This window comes from Caldimonas thermodepolymerans, from assembly GCF_015476235.1.
Lineage (GTDB): Bacteria > Pseudomonadota > Gammaproteobacteria > Burkholderiales > Burkholderiaceae_C > Caldimonas > Caldimonas thermodepolymerans.
The window spans coordinates 1,402,071-1,417,942 of record NZ_CP064338.1 but is presented as its reverse complement, the minus strand read 5'-3'; the positions used below and the strand labels follow the sequence as shown (position 1 = coordinate 1,417,942).

Here is a 15,872-nt window from a genome sequence, read left to right as displayed (position 1 = left end):
GTTCAGTGCGCACCGCCGCCATCGGCCGGCTTCGGGGCCGACGGGGCCGGGCGCTGCGCGAGCCACACCATCCCGACCAGGGCCAGGAACAGCAGCGCCGAGGCGAGGAAGATGTCGTCCACCGCCCGCGTGTAGGCCTGCAGGTCGACCATGCGGTTGAGGTACTCCAGCGCCTGCTGCTGCGTCAGGCCCTGGGCGGTCAGCCGGCCCAGCGCCTCCATCGCCACCGGGTCGGCCGGCGTGAGGTGCTCGACCAGGTGTGCGTGGTGCATCGCGGCGCGGTCCGACCACATCGTGGTCGCGATCGAGGTGCCGAACGCGCCCGCGGTGATGCGCACGAAGTTGCTCAGCCCCGAGGCCGCGGGGATGCGCTCCGGCCCCAGCCCCGAGAGCGTGATGCTCATCAGCGGGATGAAGAAGAACGCCACCGCCGCGCCCTGCACGATGGTGGGCAGCAGGATGCTCCACTGGTCGGCCTGCGGCGTGAAGTTGGCACGCATCCACAGGACGACGGCGAACAGCACGAACGCCGTGGTGGCCAGCCAGCGCGGGTCCATGCGGCCGACGCTGCGCCCCACCAGCGGCGACAGCAGGATCGCCAGGATGCCCACCGGCGCGAGCGCCATGCCCGCCGCGGTCGCGGTGTAGCCCATGTACTGCTGCAGCCACAGCGGCAGCAGCACGACGTTGCCGAAGAACAGGCCGTAGCCCACCGCCAGCGTCACCGCGCCGAGCGCGAAGTTGCGTCGCGCGAACAGGCGCAGGTCGACGATGGGGTGCTTCTCGGTCAGTTCCCAGACCAGGAACACCGCGAAGCCGATCAGCGACACCACCGCCAGCGCGACGATCTGGCCGGAGTGGAACCAGTCCAGCTCCTTGCCCTTGTCGAGCATGACCTGCAGCGCGCCCACCCACAGCACCAGCAGCCCCAGGCCCACCGTGTCGATCGGCAGGCGCCGCGTCGGCGTCTCGCGGTCGCGGTACAGCACCCAGGTGATGACGGCGGCCACCAGCCCGACCGGCACGTTGATGTAGAAGATCCACGGCCAGGAGATGTTGTCGGTGATCCAGCCGCCCAGCAGCGGGCCGACCACCGGCGCGACCAGCGTCGTGATGGACCACATCGCCAGCGCCGAGCCGGCGCGCGAGCGCGGGTAGCTCGACAGCAGCAGCGTCTGCGACAGGGGGATCATCGGCCCGGCCACCAGCCCCTGCAACACGCGGAAGGCGATCAGCAGCTCCAGCGACGGCGCCAGCCCGCACAGCCACGAGGCCAGCACGAACAGCAGCACGCTGGCGGTGAACAGCCGCACCGCGCCGAAGCGCTGCGTGAGCCAGCCGGTCAGCGGCACCGAGATCGCGTTGGCCACGCCGAAGCTGGTGATGACCCAGGTGCCCTGGTCGGGGCTGACGCCCAGGTCGCCCGCGATGGCCGGCAGCGACACGTTCGCGATCGACGTGTCGAGCACGTTCATGAAGGTCGCCAGCGACAGCGCCAGCGTGCCGAGCGCCAGGGCCCGGCCCTGCATCGGCGCCGGCGTGGGCGCAGCGGGAGCATTCATGCCTGCACCGCCCTCTTACGAGCGCGCCGCGGCCTGCGGCCGCCCCAGGTGGGCCGAGATGATGCGCTCGACATGCGCCTGCGCCTCGCGGTCGAGGTCGCCGAACACCTCGGTGCGCACCGCCGAGCTGCGGCGCGGGCCGTCGGACAGCACCTTGCCGTCCTGGCGGCGCACGTCCACGCGCGCTTCCATCGAGAGCCCGACCTGCAGTGGATGCGCATCCAGCTCCTTCGGGTCCAGCTCGATGCGCACCGGCACCCGCTGCACCACCTTGATCCAGTTGCCGGTGGCGTTCTGCGCCGGCAGCAGCGAGAACGCCGCGCCGGTGCCCGCGCCCAGGCCGACCACGGTGCCGTGGTAGGTCACCGCGTCGCCGTAGACGTCGGCCTTGAGCTCGACCGGCTGGCCGATGCGCAGGCGCCGCAGCTGGCCTTCCTTGAAGTTGGCGTCCACCCAGACCTGCTTGAGCGGCACGATGGCCATCAGCGGCGCGCCGGCGGCCACGCGCTGGCCGACCTGCACGCTGCGGCGCGCCACGTAGCCGTCCACCGGCGCGGGCAGCTCGGCGCGCCTGAGCGCGAGCCACGCCTCGCGCACGCGCGCCGCGGCCCGCTGCACGCTCGGGTGCTGCTCGACCGTGGTGCCCTCGGTCAGCGCCTGGCTGGCCGCGAGCTGCTCGCGTGCCGCCAGCACCGCCGACTGCGCCGCCGCCGCCGCGCTGCGCGCCGCCGCGAGCTGCGCGTTGGCGTGCTCGAACTCTTCCTTGCCCACCGCGCCGGTCTGCACCAGCGGCATGCGCCGCTGCACGTCGTCCTGGGCGCGCGCCACCTCGGCCTGCGCGCGCGCCAGCTCGGCCTCGCGCGCGGCCACCTGGGCGCGCAGCGCGGCGTGGCTGGCGAACAGCTGGCGCACCTCGCGCACGGTCTGCGCCAGCTGCGCCTCGGCCTGCTCCAGCGCGACGCGCGCGTCGGCCGGGTCCAGCTGCACCAGCGGCTGGCCGGCACGCACGAAGTCGGTGTCGCTCACGTGCACCGCGAGCACCGTGCCGCCCACCTGCGGCGTGACCTGCACCAGGTCGGCCTGCACGTAGGCGTTGTCGGTGGTCTCGTAGCGGCTGGCGTGCAGCACGTGCCAGGCACCGTAGCCCAGGCCGGCCAGCAGCACGGCCACGGCGATCAGCGTCAGTCCTTTCCGGCGGCGCGCCCCCATCGAGGTCGCGGCAGGTGCGGGAGTCGGTTGTTCGTTGCTCATGGTGGGAATCGTCCTGTGCAGGAAGTCCGGTCGTTCAGCGCCGTGCCAGCGTCGCGTCGGCCGCATGGCCGCCGCCGAGCGCGCGCATCAGCGCGATGTGGGTGTCCAGGGTGCGCGCCTTCAGGTCGGCGCCGAGGCGGCGCTGCGCGAGTACGGCCTGCTCGGCCGTCAGCACCGTCAGGTAGCTGCCCAGCCCGGCGCGGTAGCGCTGCACCGCATAGTCGTAGGCGGCCTCGGCCGCGGCCTGGGCCTGCTGCTGCTCGCGGAGCTGGCGCTCGACCGAGCGGCGCGAGGCCAGCTGGTCGGCCACGTCGCGCACCGCGCCGAGCACCGCGGCGTTGTAGCTCTCGATCGCGGCATCCAGGTCGGCGGTGCGCCCGCGCAGCTGGGCGCGCAGGCGGCCCGCCTCGAAGACCGGCAAGCGCAGCGCCGGGCCGGCGCCGTACTGCCGGCTGCCGGCTTCGAGCAGGCGGTCCAGCCCGATGGACGACAGGCCGACGAAGGCAGTCAGGTTGACGTTGGGGTAGAACTCGGTGCGGGCCACCTGCACGTCGCGCACGGCCGCTTCGACACGCCAGCGCGCCGCCTCCACGTCCGGGCGGCGGCCCAGCAGGTCGGCCGGCAGCTGCTGCGGCACCGGCACGTCGCGCAGCGCGGGCAACGCCGGGCGCAGGTCGTCCAGCGCGCCGGGCGCCTGGGCCGTCAGCGCCGCCAGCGCGTGGCGTGCCAACGCGATCTGTTCGTCCAGGCTCTCGATCTGCTGGCGGATCTCCGGCAGCGCGCCCTCGCCCTGGCGCAGTTCCACCTGGGTGTCGAGGCCGGCGGCCACGCGCTGGCGGACCAGCTCCAGCATCTCCTGGCGCTGCGCCAGCGTGCGTTCGGCGATCGCACGCTGCTCGAACAACCGGCCCAGCTGCACGTACTGGCGCACCACGTTGGCCGCCAGCACCACGCGCGCCGCGGCCACCTCGGCCTGCGCGGCGCGCCGTGCGCCGAGCGCGGCTTCCAGCTGGGCGCGGTGGCGGCCAAAGAAGTCCAGCTCCCAGCCGCCGGACAACTGCAGGGTAGCGCTGTTGCGGATCGAGCCGGCCAGCGGCGCGGGCACGGCGCCGTTCTCGGTGTAGCGCTGGCGGGTCAGGTCGAGCGAGCCATTGACCTGCGGCCAGCGCGCCGCGTCGGCGCCTTCCACCCCGGCGGCGGCGCGCGCCAGCCGCGCCTGCGCCACCTTCAGGTCGGGATGGTCCTGCAAGGCTCGCTCGACCAGGCGGTCCAGCTGCGCGTCGCCCAGCTCGCGCCACCACTCGAGGCTGATGGCAGGAGCCGCCTCGGTGCCGGCCAGCCCGACCTCCGCCCCGTCCAGGGGCCGGGCCTGCGGCTCGATGCCCGCAGGGCTCGCGCAGCCGGCCAGCACCGCCACGAGCGCGGCCGCCGGCAGCGCCCCGAGGAGCCGCGCTGCGGACCGTCGCTTGATTGTCGTCAAATCTTGCTGCATCTAAATTTGCCTAGGCAAATAAATGAGACCAAAAAACGGGCGCCCTGGCGCCCGCCTCATCCCGCCCCCTCGCCGCGGAAGCGCTCGCCGTTGGCGATCATGCGGCGCAGGTAGCTCTTGAGGTTCTCCCATTCGTCGACCGAGAACCCGGTGAGCAGCTCGTTCATCACGTCCGAGAGCACCGCCGGCACCTCGTCGGCGATGCGCTCGCCCTCCGGGGTCAGCTCGATCCGCACCACGCGCCGGTCGATCGTCGAGCGCACCCGCCGGCACAGCTCCTTGGCTTCCAGCCGGTCGAGCATGCGCGTCATCGCCCCGGCATCCATGTTCATCTGGCGCGCCAGCTCGGCCACCGTCGTGGTGCCCAGCTTGCGGATCTTGAACAGCGGCCCCCACTGCGCGTTGGTGAGCCCGTGCGGCGCCAGGCGCCGGTCGGTCTCCTGCAGCACCAGGCCGAGCGCCCGCTTCATCAGGAAGCCCACGCTGTCTTCCTGCCCGTAGGTGCCGGGGCTGTAGAAGACGCAGGGCGACGCGGAATCGGGCTGGGACATGGCAGGATCGCGGACGGCAAACCTGCAATCTAGTTGCCCAGGCAAATATTGTCAAGGCACCGAAATGGTGCGCCGACCCGCCGCCCGGCCCTGCGCCCGGTGTGCCGGCGGCCCCTCGCCTACACTGCGCGCCATGCCCGCCCCCTCCCCTCCCGGCCCCGCCCTGGCCGCCCGCCGCGAGAGCGCGCGCGGGCGCTCGGTGCGTTCGCTGTCCGGCCTGCGCCCGTTCCTCCTGCCCTACCGCGGCCGCATCGCGCTGGCCGTCGTGTTCCTCGTGCTGGCGGCACTGACCACGCTGGCGTTCCCGCTCGCGCTGCGCGGGCTGATCGACCAGGGCCTGGTGGCCGCCGAGCCGGGCGAACGGCTGCTGGCGCTGCGCGGCCACTTCCTCGCGCTGTTCGCGGTCGGTGCGGCGCTGGGCGTGTTCTCGGCGGCGCGCTACTACATGGTCTCGTGGCTGGGCGAGCGCATCACCGCCGACCTGCGCGATGCGGTCTACCGCCACGTGATCCGGCAAAGCCCCGAGTTCTTCGAGACCACCCAGACCGCCGAGGTGCTGTCGCGCCTGACCACCGACACCACGCTGGTGCAGACCGTGGTCGGCTCCAGCCTCTCGATGGGCCTGCGCAATTTGGTGATGGGCACGGGCGCGCTGGTGATGCTGGTGGTCACCAACCCCTACGTGATGACGCAGGTGCTGGGCATCCTGGTGCTGGTGGTGCTGCCCACGCTGTGGTTCGGCCGGCGCGTGCGCAGCCTCTCGCGCGCCAGCCAGGACCGCGTGGCCGACTCCAGCGCGATCGCCGCCGAGGTGCTCAACGCGGTGCCGGTGGTGCAGAGCTACACCCAGGAAGACCACGAGGCGGCGCGCTTCGACGCCTCGACCGAGCGGGCCTTCGCCACCGCGGTGCGCCGCACGCGCATGCGCGCGGTGCTGGTCGCCTTCGTGATCAGCGCCACCTTCGGCGCGCTGCTGTGGGGGCTGTACCAGGGCACGCAGGCGGTGCTGGCCGGGCACATCAGCGCCGGCCACCTGGGCCAGACGGTGGTCTACGTGATCCTGCTGGTCAGCTCCGTCGCGGTGCTGGCCGAGGTCTACGGCGACCTGCTGCGCGCCGCGGGCGCCACCGAGCGGCTGATGGAGCTGCTGGCCACGCGCTCGCCCATCGCCTCCCCCGCGCAGCCGCGGCCGCTGCCCCGCGTCGAGCGCGGCTCGTCGGTGCGCCTGGACGACGTCACGTTCTGCTACCCCTCGCGGCCGCAGGCGCCGGCCCTGCAGCACTTCTCGCTCGAGGTGCGCCCGGGCGAGACCGTCGCGCTGGTCGGCCCGAGCGGCGCAGGCAAGAGCACGGTGTTCCAGCTGCTGCTGCGCTTCTACGACGCGCAGTCGGGGCGCGTCGAGGTCGACGGCGTGCCGGTGCGCGAGGCGTCCCTGGCCGAGCTGCGCGCGCGCATCGGCATCGTGCCGCAGGACAGCGTGATCTTCTCGGCCTCGGCACTGGAGAACATCCGCTACGGCCGCCCCGACGCGAGGGACGACGAGGTCGTCGCCGCCGCGCGCGCCGCGTTCGCGCACGACTTCATCGCGGCGCTGCCGCAGGGCTACCACACCCACCTCGGCGAGCGCGGCGTGCGCCTGTCCGGCGGCCAGCGCCAGCGCATCGCGATCGCGCGCGCGATGCTGAAGAACCCGCCGCTGCTGCTGCTCGACGAGGCCACCAGCGCGCTGGACGCCGAGAGCGAGCGCATGGTGCAGGCCGCGCTGGAAGCCGCGATGGCGCACCGCACGACGCTGGTGATCGCGCACCGCCTGGCCACCGTGCAGCGCGCCGACCGCATCGTCGTGATGGAGCATGGCCGCATCGTCGAGACCGGCACGCACGCCGCGCTGATCGCCCGCGACGGCCTGTACGCCCGGCTGGCGGCCCTGCAGTTCGACGCCCAGGCTGCCGCCGCATAATCCCCCCCTGGTTCACCGCATCACCCTCATGACCTCCGCCAGCCCCCGCCCGGTCCGCTCCCAGTACGAAGACTTCATGCGCCATGTCTACCAGCATGGCACGGCCAAGACCGACCGCACCGGCACCGGCACGCGCAGCGTGTTCGGCTACCAGATGCGCTTCGACCTGTCCGAAGGCTTTCCGCTGGTCACGACGAAGAAGCTGCACCTGAAGTCCATCATCTACGAGCTGCTGTGGTTCCTGCGCGGCGACAGCAACGTGAAGTGGCTGCAGGAGCGCGGCGTGACGATCTGGGACGAATGGGCGCGCGAGGACGGCGACCTGGGCCCGATCTACGGCGTGCAGTGGCGCTCCTGGCCCACGCCGGACGGCGGCCACGTCGACCAGATCGCCGAGGTCATCCGCACGCTGAAGACCAACCCGGACTCGCGCCGCATCATCGTCAGTGCCTGGAACGTCGCCGAGCTGCCGAAGATGGCGCTGGCGCCCTGCCACGCGCTGTTCCAGTTCTACGTGGCCGACGGCAAGCTCAGCTGCCAGCTCTACCAGCGCAGCGCCGACATCTTCCTCGGCGTGCCGTTCAACATCGCCAGCTACGCGCTGCTGACGCACATGGTCGCGCAGCAGTGCGACCTGGCGGTGGGCGACTTCGTCTGGACCGGCGGCGACTGCCACATCTACAACAACCACTTCGAGCAGGTCGAGCTGCAGCTGTCGCGCCAGCCCTACCCCTACCCGGTGCTGAACATCAAGCGGCGTCCGCCCTCGATCTTCGACTACGAGTACGAGGACTTCGAGATCCTCGACTACCGGCACCACCCGCACATCAAGGCACCCGTGGCGGTCTGACGCGGCGCATGCTGACCCGGCGCCAGTTCTGGGGCCTCGCCCTGCTCACGCTGATGTGGGGCACCAACTGGCCCATGATGAAGTTCTCGCTGCGCGAGATCACGCCGCTGTACCTGCGTGCCACGACGATGAGCGGCGGCGCGCTGATGCTGCTGGCCTTCTACCTCGCGCGCGGCGTGCCGGTGCGGGTGCGCGGCCGCGAGCTGGCCACCGTCGCATGGCTGGCCCTGCCCAACATCCTCGGCTGGCACCTGTTCTCGGTGCTGGGCGTGCGCGAGCTGGCCTCCGGGCGCGCCGCGATCCTCGGCTTCACGATGCCGATCTGGACCGTGCTCGCCGGCGCGCTGCTGTTCCGCGAGCGCATGGACGCCCGCGTGTGGCTCAGCGTCGCGTGCGGCGCCGCGGCGGTCGCGCTGCTGGTGGCCGAGGAGCTGAACGCCCTGATGGGCCGGCCGGTGGGCGTGGTCTACATGCAGGTCGCGGCCGTCTCCTGGGCGCTGGGCACCCTGCTGATGCGCCGTACCCGCACCGAGCTGCCCACCGAGGCACTCACGGTGTGGATGATGCTGCTGGGCTCGGTGGTGTTCTGGACGCTGGCCGCGCTCACCGAGCCCGCGCCGCACTGGCACTTCAGCGCGCCGATGTGGGCCTCGCTCGCCTGGGGTGCGGCGATCAACTACGGCTTCGCGCAGATCATCTGGTTCGGCATGGCGCGCGACCTGCCGCCGGCCGCCAGCGCCTTTTCTGTGATGGCGGTGCCGCTGGTCGGCACGCTGGCTGCCACGGTGATCGTCGGGGAGGTGCCGCAGTGGCAGGATTGGGCTGCGGCGCTGCTGATCATGGGCGCCATCGCCAGCGCCCTGCTGCCCCGGCGCTAGCCCCCGAAAGGCAGCGCGGCGAACGCGCACGCATCCCGGCCAACCACGCCACAATACCGCCATGGACACGCCCGACCTGCCTCAGCTGAGCATCATCGCCGCCGTCGCCCGCAACGGCGTGATCGGGCGCGACAACCGCCTGATCTGGCACCTGCCGGAGGACCTGAAACACTTCAAGCGCGTCACCCTCGGCTGCCCGGTGCTGATGGGGCGCAAGACCTACGAGTCGATCGGCCGGCCGCTGCCCGGCCGGCGCAATGTCGTGATCACGCGCGACCCGCACTGGACCGCCCCCGGCATCGAGGAAGCCCCTTCGCTGCCGGCCGCGCTGGAGCTGCTCAAGCACGCGAGCAAGGTGTTCGTCATCGGTGGCGCCCAGGTGTACGCCGAGGCGCTGCCGCTCGTGGACGAGATGATCCTGACCGAGATCGACCACGAGTTCGAGGGCGACACGTATTTCCCGCAGTGGAACCGTGAGGAGTTCGACGAGGTCTCGCGCGAAACGCACCAGGCGCCCGCAGGCTGGACCTACCACTTCGTCACCTACCACCGCAGGAAACCCGCGCCATGAAACTGGCGACCTGGAACATCAACTCCCTCACCGCCCGGCTGCAGCACGTGCTGGACTGGCTGGCCGCCAATCCGGTCGACGTGCTGTGCCTGCAGGAGCTCAAGCTCACCGACGACAAGTTCCCGCACGAGCCGCTGCGCGCCGCGGGCTACGAGGCCGCCACCTTCGGCCAGCGCACCTACAACGGCGTGGCCGTGCTCAGCCGCACGCCGGTGCGCGACGTGGTGCGCAACATCCCCGGCTTCGAGGACGAGCACGCGCGCGTGATCGCGGCCACCGTCGACGGCCCGGGCGGGCCGATCCGCCTGGTCAACGGCTACTTCGTCAACGGGCAGGAGCCGGGCTCGCCCAAGTTCGACTACAAGATGCGCTGGCTCGAGGGGCTGCAGCGCTGGCTGCGCGACGAGCTGGCCGCGCACCCGCGCCTGGTGCTGCTGGGCGACTTCAACATCGCGCCGGAGGACCGCGACTCCTACGACCCCGAGGGCCTGCGCGAGACCATCCACCACACGACCGCGGAGCGCGAGCACTTCCGTGCCCTGCTGCAGCTCGGCCTGGTCGACAGCTTCCGGCTGTTCGAACAGCCGGAGAAGAGCTTCTCGTGGTGGGACTACCGCATGCTCGGCTACCAGAAGAACCGGGGCCTGCGCATCGACCACATCCTGGTCAGCGAGGCGCTGCGCCCGCAGGTCAGCGCCTGCACGATCGACCGGGCGCCACGCAAGTGGCCCAAGCCGAGCGACCACGCGCCGGTGATCCTCACGCTGGACTGACCGGCCCCGCAGACGGGGCCGGCCGCGGCGGGCCTCAGTCGTCCAGGCCCAGTTCCTGGATCTTGCGCGTGATGGTGTTGCGGCCGATGCCCAGCTTCATCGCCGCCTCGATGCGACGCCCGCGCGTGAGGTCCAGCGCGGTGTGGATCAGGCAGGCCTCGAACTGGCGCGTCAGCGTGTCCCACACCTCCGGCTGGCCGGATTCGAGCAGGGCGCGGGCCTCGCGCTCCAGTTCCTGCACCCAGGTGGTGGACACCGCCGCCGGCAGCGACAGCGCCGCCAGCGGATCGGCCACCGAGGCCGGCGGCTCGTAGGACGGCACCGCCGGCGTAGCAGGCCAGTAGCTCGCCGCCGGCTCGGGCGCGGCCGGTGCCTCATGGGCCGCCGGGCTGACGGACAGCACCGGCGCGCCGCCCAGCAGTTCGGGCGGCAGGTCCTTTTCCTCGATCACCTGCGCCGGGGCCATCACCGTCAGCCAGTGGCAGACGTTTTCCAGCTGGCGCACGTTGCCGGGGAAGTCGAAGGCGCACAGGCGCGCCAGCGCCGAATCCGAGATGCGCTTGGCCTCCACGCCCAGCTCCTTGGCGCTCTTTTGCAGGAAGTAGCGCGCCAGCGCCGGGATGTCCTCGCGCCGCTCGCGCAGCGGCGGCAGGCGCAGCCGGATCACGTTGAGGCGGTGGAACAGGTCCTCGCGGAACAGGCCCTGCTTGACGCGCTCCTCGAGGTTCTGGTGCGTCGCGGCGATCACGCGCACGTTGCTCTTGAGCGGCTGGTGGCCGCCGACGCGGTAGAACTGGCCGTCGGACAGCACGCGCAGCAGCCGGGTCTGCAGGTCGAACGGCATGTCGCCGATCTCGTCGAGGAAGAGCGTGCCGCCGTCGGCCTGCTCGAAGCGGCCGCGCCGCATGGTCTGCGCGCCGGTGAAGGCGCCGCGCTCGTGGCCGAACAGCTCGCTCTCGAGCAGGTCCTTGGGGATCGCCGCGGTGTTGATCGCGACGAAGGGTCCACTGGCGCGCGGGCTGTGCTTGTGCAGCGCGCGCGCGACCAGTTCCTTGCCCGCGCCGGATTCGCCGGTGATCAGCACCGTCACGTTGCTCTGGCTCAGGCGCCCGATGGCGCGGAACACGTCCTGCATCGCCGGCGCCTGCCCCAGCATCTCGGGCATCTGCGCCATGCGCTCGTCGCGCACCTGCTCGCGCACGCTCTCCTCGACCGCGCGGCGGATCAGCTCGATCGCCTTGGGCAGGTCGAAGGGCTTGGGCAGGTATTCGAAGGCGCCGCCCTGGAAGGCCGAGACCGCGCTGTCGAGGTCCGAGAACGCGGTCATGATGATGACCGGCAGCCCCGGGTGGCGCTCCTTGACGCGGGTCAGCAGGTCGATGCCCGAGCCGCCGGGCATGCGGATGTCGGAGACCAGCACCTGCGGCTCGTCGTCGTCCAGCGCCGCCAGCACGTCCTTGGGGTTGGTGAAGCTGCGCACCGGCAGGTCTTCGCGAGCCAGTGCCTTCTCCAGCACGAAGCGGATGGATTGGTCGTCGTCAACGATCCAGATGGGTTTCATGCGCCGCCTGTAGTCCTTGTGCTCCCGGACCCCTGCGTCCCATCCGGTGAGGGATCACCTCATGGAAGCGGAATCAGGATCTTGAAGTCCGTGTTTCCGGGCACGCTCTCGCATTCGATCGTGCCGTGATGCTGCTGCACGAAGGTCTGCGCCAGCGTCAGTCCCAGACCCGACCCGCCCTCGCGCCCCGACACCAGCGGGTAGAAGATGCGATCGCGGATCGACTCCGGAATGCCCGGGCCGTTGTCCAGGATATGCAATTCCAATGCCAGACGGTAACGCTGCTTGCCCACCGTCACCTGGCGCGCGATGCGGGTCTTCAGGCGGATGCAGGCATCGCCCGCCTGGATGCGTTCATGCAGCGCCTGGGCCGCGTTGTGGGCGATGTTCAGCACCGCCTGGATCAGCTGCTCGCGGTCGCCGCGGAACTCGGGGATCGAGGTGTCGTAGTCGCGCACCACCGCCAGCCCCTTGGGGAACTCCGCGAGGATCAGCGCACGCACCCGCTCGCAGACCTCGTGGATGTTGACGTCGCCGACCACGTGCGGCTTGCGGTGCGGCGCGAGCAGCCGGTCGACCAGCGCCTGCAGGCGGTCGGCCTCGTTGATGATGACCTGGGCGTACTCGGACAGCCCGCGCGACTCGACCTCCATCTGCAGCAGCTGCGCCGCGCCGCGGATGCCGCCCAGCGGGTTCTTGATCTCGTGCGCCAGGTTGCGGATCAGTTCCTTGGTCGCCTGCGCCTGGTCGAGCGCCCGCTCCTCGCGGTCCTGGCGGGTCTGCTGCTCGATCTCGACCAGCTCGACCAGGGCCAGGTCCGGCTCGTCGGTCTGCGTGACGATCACGTGCACCGGCAGCGGGTCGCCGCTGCTGCCGGGCGGACGGCGCAGCTGGGCCTCGAAGCGGCTGATGGAGAACTCGTTGCGCAGCACCGCGCCGACCACGTCGCGCAGCGTGGCCGGTTCGACCATCCAGTCGAACAGCGAGCCGCGCAGCATGCTGCGGCGCGACAGCCCCAGCACGTTCTCGAAGGCCGAGTTGACGAACAGGCAGGTGCCGTCGGCGTGCACCAGCGCCACCATGGTGGCGAGGTGGTCGAAGGCCACGTAAGGGGAAGACGCCGCGAAGCGCTCCGGCGACGACATGCTCAAGGCGGCGTCCTGCGAATCGGAAAGAAAAGCGCCCCTACTGCGCCGGCGGCAGCTTCGCCAGCTCGCGCCGGATCGCCTCGATGTCGGCTTCCTTGCGCGCGATGCTGGCCTTCAGCTCGGCCACGCGGTCGAGGTACTTCTGGTAGTTGCGCTCGTTGCCCAGCCGCTCGGGCTGGCCGTTGTTGTATTCCTTCTGCAGCGCGGCGAGCTGCTCCTCCTCGCGCTGCAGCTCGCTCTCGAGGATGCGGCGCGCGTCGCTGTCGCGCGCGCGCTGTTCGGCATCGCTGACCCGGCTGCCGGCCGGGCGCTCGGCAGGTGCGGCCGCGGGGGCCTTGGCCACCGGCAGGCGGGGCGACTGCACGACGGTGACGTTGCCGCCCTCGACGACCTTGCAGCCCCGTTGCTCGGCTTCCTTGGCGGTGATCGAGTTGGTGAAGTTGTTGCCGGGGCAGCGGTAGACCTGCCCCTGCGCCAGCGCAGTGCCGGCGGCCATGACGCTCAAAGCAGCAGCGATGAAGACTTGCAAGCGGCGCATGATGGGGTTGGTGCTCGTGGTTCCAGCAGCCGCCATTGGACCGCAGGAAGGCCGGCTCGGTTCGCCGGAAACAGGGGGGAGTATCGAGCAATTCCGCCCAAGCGCCAATTCTGCACGCTCCGGCCGCGACGCTTGGGCGCCCAAAAGCAAAGGGGACGGCCCCGGGCCGTCCCCTTCCCTTGCCGGATCCCCGAAGGATCAGAGCGCGTAGTACATGTCGAACTCGACCGGGTGGGGCGTCATGCGGAAGCGGGTGACTTCCTGCATCTTCAGCTCGATGTAGGCGTCGATGAAGCTGTCCGTGAACACGCCGCCCTTGGTCAGGAACGCGCGGTCCTTGTCCAGGTACTCGAGCGCCTGGTCCAGGCTGTGGCAGACGGTCGGGATCTTCGCGTCCTCTTCCGGCGGCAGGTGGTACAGGTCCTTGGTGGCGGCTTCGCCCGGGTGGATCTTGTTCTCCACGCCGTCCAGGCCCGCCATCAGCAGCGCGGCGAAGCACAGGTACGGGTTGGCCATGGGATCCGGGAAGCGCGCCTCGATGCGGCGAGCCTTCGGGTTGGCCACGTACGGGATGCGGATCGAGGCCGAGCGGTTGCGGCTGGAGTAGGCCAGCTTCACCGGGGCTTCGAAGCCCGGCACCAGGCGCTTGTAGCTGTTGGTGGTCGGGTTGGTGATCGCGTTCAGCGCACGGGCGTGCTTGATGATGCCGCCGATGTAGTACAGCGCGAACTCGGACAGGCCGGCGTAGCCGTCACCGGCGAACAGGTTCTTGCCGTCCTTCCAGACCGACTGGTGCACGTGCATGCCCGAGCCGTTGTCGCCGACGATGGGCTTGGGCATGAAGGTCGCGGTCTTGCCGTAGGCGTGCGCGACGTTCTGCACCACGTACTTCTGCAGCTGCAGCCAGTCGGCGCGCTGCACCAGCGTCGAGAACTTGGTGCCGATTTCCATCTGGCCGGCGGTGGCCACCTCGTGGTGGTGCACTTCGACCGGGATGCCCAGCTGCTCGAGGATCAGGCACATCTCGGAGCGCAGGTCCTGGCCGGAATCGACCGGGGGCACCGGGAAGTAGCCGCCCTTGACGGAGGGACGGTAGCCGGTGTTGCCGTGCTCGTAGTCCTTGCCGGTGTTCCAGGCGGCCTCTTCGGATTCCACCTTCACGAAGCTGCCGGACATGTCGACCTGCCAGCGCACGCTGTCGAACACGAAGAACTCGGGTTCCGGACCGAAGTAGGCGGCGTCGCCGATGCCCGAGGACTTCAGGTAGGCCTCGGCGCGCTTGGCCAGCGAACGCGGGTCACGGTCGTAGGGCTTGCCGTCGCCCGGCTCGATGACGTCGCAGGTCAGGAACAGGGTCGGCTCTTCGAAGAACGGGTCGATGTTGGCCGTGTTGGGGTCGGGCATCAGCAGCATGTCCGAGGCTTCGATGCCCTTCCAGCCGGCGATGGACGAACCGTCGAACGCGTGACCCGACGTGAACTTGTCTTCATCGAAAGCGGAGATCGGCACGGTCACGTGCTGTTCCTTGCCGCGGGTGTCGGTGAAACGGAAGTCCACGAACTTCACTTCGTGGTCCTTGACCATCTTCATCACGTCGGCGACGGTCTTGTTGGCCATCAGGTACTCCTAGCAGACGGTAGTGGTGATTGATGAATGACTGGGGTGACGCCCCGGCGCCAGCCCTTTTCCGAGGTCCTTGCGGCCGGTGCCGCCAAAAACGCACTGCAATGTAGCAGAAACCATGCCAGCGACCGGGAACCGGGCGACCCGCGTGCACCGAGGCAGGCACCTGCGTGGGCCCGCACGGCCGATTGGGGCCCCCGGCGCACAAATCGGGGGTGAGCCGACGACCCGGCTCGGTGCACCGGATGAATGCACCAATATAGTGCCTGCGCTGGCACCAATCCAGGGAATCTGCGCGGCGCTCAGCGCACCAGTTCGGGGCCCAGCGGCACGCCCAGGCCGCGCAGCCCGTCCAGCAGCACGGCGTAGGCCTCGGCCACCGCCCCGGCCGGGCCCTTGACCCCCAGCTCGATGTGGCGGCCGTGCTCGGGGTGGTCGACGCTGGGCAGGCTGAACACCTTGACCCCGGCGAAGCGGGCCTCGACCTCCACCATCAGCGGGGTCAGCGTCGCCTCGATCGAGCCGTAGACGATGACCGAGCGCTCGGCTCGCCCTTCCTGGTGGAACAGGTGGGCATAGCGCTGCTCCAGCACCCACTCGATCATCGGCCAGGCCATCACCGGGAAACCGGGCAGGAAGTGCATGGTGCCGACCGAGAAGCCCGGGATCTTGTTGTACGGGTTGGGGATCAGCTCGGCGCCGGCAGGAAAGACGCCCATGTTGAGGCGGTGCACGTTGTCCGGGCGCTCCGGGTCGAACACCTCGCCCCGCTCGCGCGCCATATCCTGCATGCGCTCCATGATGAGCGCCTTGGCCCCTTCGTGCAGCACCAGCTCGCGCCCCAGCGCCCGCGCGGCGCACTGGCGCGTGTGGTCGTCGGGCGTGGCGCCGATGCCGCCGCAGCAGAACACCACGTCGCCGCTGGCGTGCGCGTCGCGCAGCGCGGCTTCCAGGCGCGGCGGGTCGTCGCCGACGTAGCGCGCCCAGGCCAGCGCCAGCCCGCGCACCGAGAGCAGTTCGATGACCTTGGGCAGGTGCTTGTCCTGGCGCTTGCCGGACAAGATTTCGTCGCCGACGATGATGAGACCGAAGGAGGGCATGGAGGCAAACGGGA

The 15,872-nt window shown here is 70.7% G+C and carries 14 protein-coding genes; 5 read left to right on the top strand and 9 right to left on the bottom strand.

Going from position 1 to position 15,872, the window contains the following annotated elements; genetic code table 11:
• Nucleotides 1–2 precede the first annotated feature (2 nt).
• From IS481_RS06790 to IS481_RS06775, 4 genes are read right to left on the bottom strand one after another with little or no spacing between them, the layout of a single operon-like run.
• Nucleotides 3–1,562, bottom strand: coding sequence for a DHA2 family efflux MFS transporter permease subunit (locus IS481_RS06790; protein WP_104358200.1), 1,560 nt, complete (start codon nt 1,560–1,562; stop codon nt 3–5).
• A gap of 15 nt (nt 1,563–1,577) precedes the next feature.
• The gene (locus IS481_RS06785; protein ID WP_104358201.1) at nt 1,578–2,813 is read right to left on the bottom strand and encodes an HlyD/EmrA/EmrK family protein; all 1,236 of its coding nucleotides are present in this window, start codon (nt 2,811–2,813) and stop codon (nt 1,578–1,580) included.
• Between the two features lie 34 nt (nt 2,814–2,847).
• Nucleotides 2,848–4,305 carry an efflux transporter outer membrane subunit gene (locus tag IS481_RS06780; protein WP_104358202.1) on the bottom strand — a complete coding sequence of 486 codons (1,458 nt, stop codon included), beginning with the start codon at nt 4,303–4,305 and terminating at the stop codon, nt 2,848–2,850.
• Nucleotides 4,306–4,361: 56 nt separating this feature from the next.
• Entirely contained in the window at nt 4,362–4,856 is a 495-nt protein-coding gene (locus tag IS481_RS06775) for a MarR family winged helix-turn-helix transcriptional regulator (RefSeq protein ID WP_104358203.1), read from the bottom strand.
• A 133-nt stretch (nt 4,857–4,989) separates the two neighbouring features.
• Here IS481_RS06775 and IS481_RS06770 point away from each other — a divergent pair, with 133 nt between their 5' ends.
• From IS481_RS06770 to xth, 5 genes are all read left to right on the top strand, one after another.
• The gene (locus IS481_RS06770; protein WP_104358204.1) at nt 4,990–6,816 is read left to right on the top strand and encodes an ABC transporter transmembrane domain-containing protein; all 1,827 of its coding nucleotides are present in this window, start codon (nt 4,990–4,992) and stop codon (nt 6,814–6,816) included.
• Nucleotides 6,817–6,844: 28 nt separating this feature from the next.
• Nucleotides 6,845–7,666: a thymidylate synthase gene (locus IS481_RS06765; RefSeq protein WP_104358205.1), complete on the top strand. Its 822-nt coding sequence runs from the start codon at nt 6,845–6,847 to the stop codon at nt 7,664–7,666.
• Between the two features lie 8 nt (nt 7,667–7,674).
• A complete protein-coding gene (locus tag IS481_RS06760; protein WP_104358206.1) occupies nt 7,675–8,544 on the top strand; it encodes a DMT family transporter in 870 nt (289 codons plus the stop codon).
• 76 nt (nt 8,545–8,620) lie between these two features.
• Nucleotides 8,621–9,115 (top strand): dihydrofolate reductase, encoded by a 495-nt coding sequence (locus tag IS481_RS06755; RefSeq protein ID WP_104358230.1) that lies wholly within the window; start codon nt 8,621–8,623, stop codon nt 9,113–9,115.
• On the top strand, nt 9,112–9,888 hold the full coding sequence (xth, locus tag IS481_RS06750) for an exodeoxyribonuclease III (RefSeq protein ID WP_104358207.1): 777 nt from the start codon (nt 9,112–9,114) through the stop codon (nt 9,886–9,888). Before IS481_RS06755 ends, xth begins: the two co-directional genes overlap by 4 nt.
• Before the next feature lie 34 nt (nt 9,889–9,922).
• On the opposite strand, the gene ntrC is transcribed toward xth, so the two are convergent.
• From ntrC to IS481_RS06725, 5 genes are all read right to left on the bottom strand, one after another.
• Complete coding sequence (gene ntrC / locus IS481_RS06745) at nt 9,923–11,449, bottom strand: nitrogen regulation protein NR(I) (RefSeq protein ID WP_104358208.1); 1,527 nt, start codon at nt 11,447–11,449, stop codon at nt 9,923–9,925.
• Nucleotides 11,450–11,508: 59 nt separating this feature from the next.
• Nucleotides 11,509–12,594 (bottom strand): nitrogen regulation protein NR(II), encoded by a 1,086-nt coding sequence (gene glnL / locus IS481_RS06740; RefSeq protein ID WP_104358209.1) that lies wholly within the window; start codon nt 12,592–12,594, stop codon nt 11,509–11,511.
• Nucleotides 12,595–12,634: 40 nt separating this feature from the next.
• On the bottom strand, nt 12,635–13,093 hold the full coding sequence (locus IS481_RS06735; protein ID WP_232529486.1) for a hypothetical protein: 459 nt from the start codon (nt 13,091–13,093) through the stop codon (nt 12,635–12,637).
• A 240-nt stretch (nt 13,094–13,333) separates the two neighbouring features.
• Entirely contained in the window at nt 13,334–14,752 is a 1,419-nt protein-coding gene (glnA, locus tag IS481_RS06730; protein WP_104358211.1) for a type I glutamate--ammonia ligase, read from the bottom strand.
• A gap of 308 nt (nt 14,753–15,060) precedes the next feature.
• The gene (locus tag IS481_RS06725) at nt 15,061–15,858 is read right to left on the bottom strand and encodes a competence/damage-inducible protein A (RefSeq protein WP_104358212.1); all 798 of its coding nucleotides are present in this window, start codon (nt 15,856–15,858) and stop codon (nt 15,061–15,063) included.
• Nucleotides 15,859–15,872: the final 14 nt, after the last annotated feature.

Bases quoted from the DNA above. Each gene is read 5' to 3' on its own strand.
- IS481_RS06790 (WP_104358200.1), bottom strand. From the start codon at position 1,562: ATGAATGCTCCCGCTGCGCCCACGCCGGCGCCGATGCAGGGCCGGGCC.
- IS481_RS06785 (WP_104358201.1), bottom strand. From the start codon at position 2,813: ATGAGCAACGAACAACCGACTCCCGCACCTGCCGCGACCTCGATGGGG.
- IS481_RS06780 (WP_104358202.1), bottom strand. From the start codon at position 4,305: ATGCAGCAAGATTTGACGACAATCAAGCGACGGTCCGCAGCGCGGCTC.
- IS481_RS06775 (WP_104358203.1), bottom strand. From the start codon at position 4,856: ATGTCCCAGCCCGATTCCGCGTCGCCCTGCGTCTTCTACAGCCCCGGC.
- IS481_RS06770 (WP_104358204.1), top strand. From the start codon at position 4,990: ATGCCCGCCCCCTCCCCTCCCGGCCCCGCCCTGGCCGCCCGCCGCGAG.
- IS481_RS06765 (WP_104358205.1), top strand. From the start codon at position 6,845: ATGACCTCCGCCAGCCCCCGCCCGGTCCGCTCCCAGTACGAAGACTTC.
- IS481_RS06760 (WP_104358206.1), top strand. From the start codon at position 7,675: ATGCTGACCCGGCGCCAGTTCTGGGGCCTCGCCCTGCTCACGCTGATG.
- xth (WP_104358207.1), top strand. From the start codon at position 9,112: ATGAAACTGGCGACCTGGAACATCAACTCCCTCACCGCCCGGCTGCAG.
- ntrC (WP_104358208.1), bottom strand. From the start codon at position 11,449: ATGAAACCCATCTGGATCGTTGACGACGACCAATCCATCCGCTTCGTG.
- glnL (WP_104358209.1), bottom strand. From the start codon at position 12,594: ATGTCGTCGCCGGAGCGCTTCGCGGCGTCTTCCCCTTACGTGGCCTTC.
- IS481_RS06735 (WP_232529486.1), bottom strand. From the start codon at position 13,093: ATGGCCGCCGGCACTGCGCTGGCGCAGGGGCAGGTCTACCGCTGCCCC.
- glnA (WP_104358211.1), bottom strand. From the start codon at position 14,752: ATGGCCAACAAGACCGTCGCCGACGTGATGAAGATGGTCAAGGACCAC.
- IS481_RS06725 (WP_104358212.1), bottom strand. From the start codon at position 15,858: ATGCCCTCCTTCGGTCTCATCATCGTCGGCGACGAAATCTTGTCCGGC.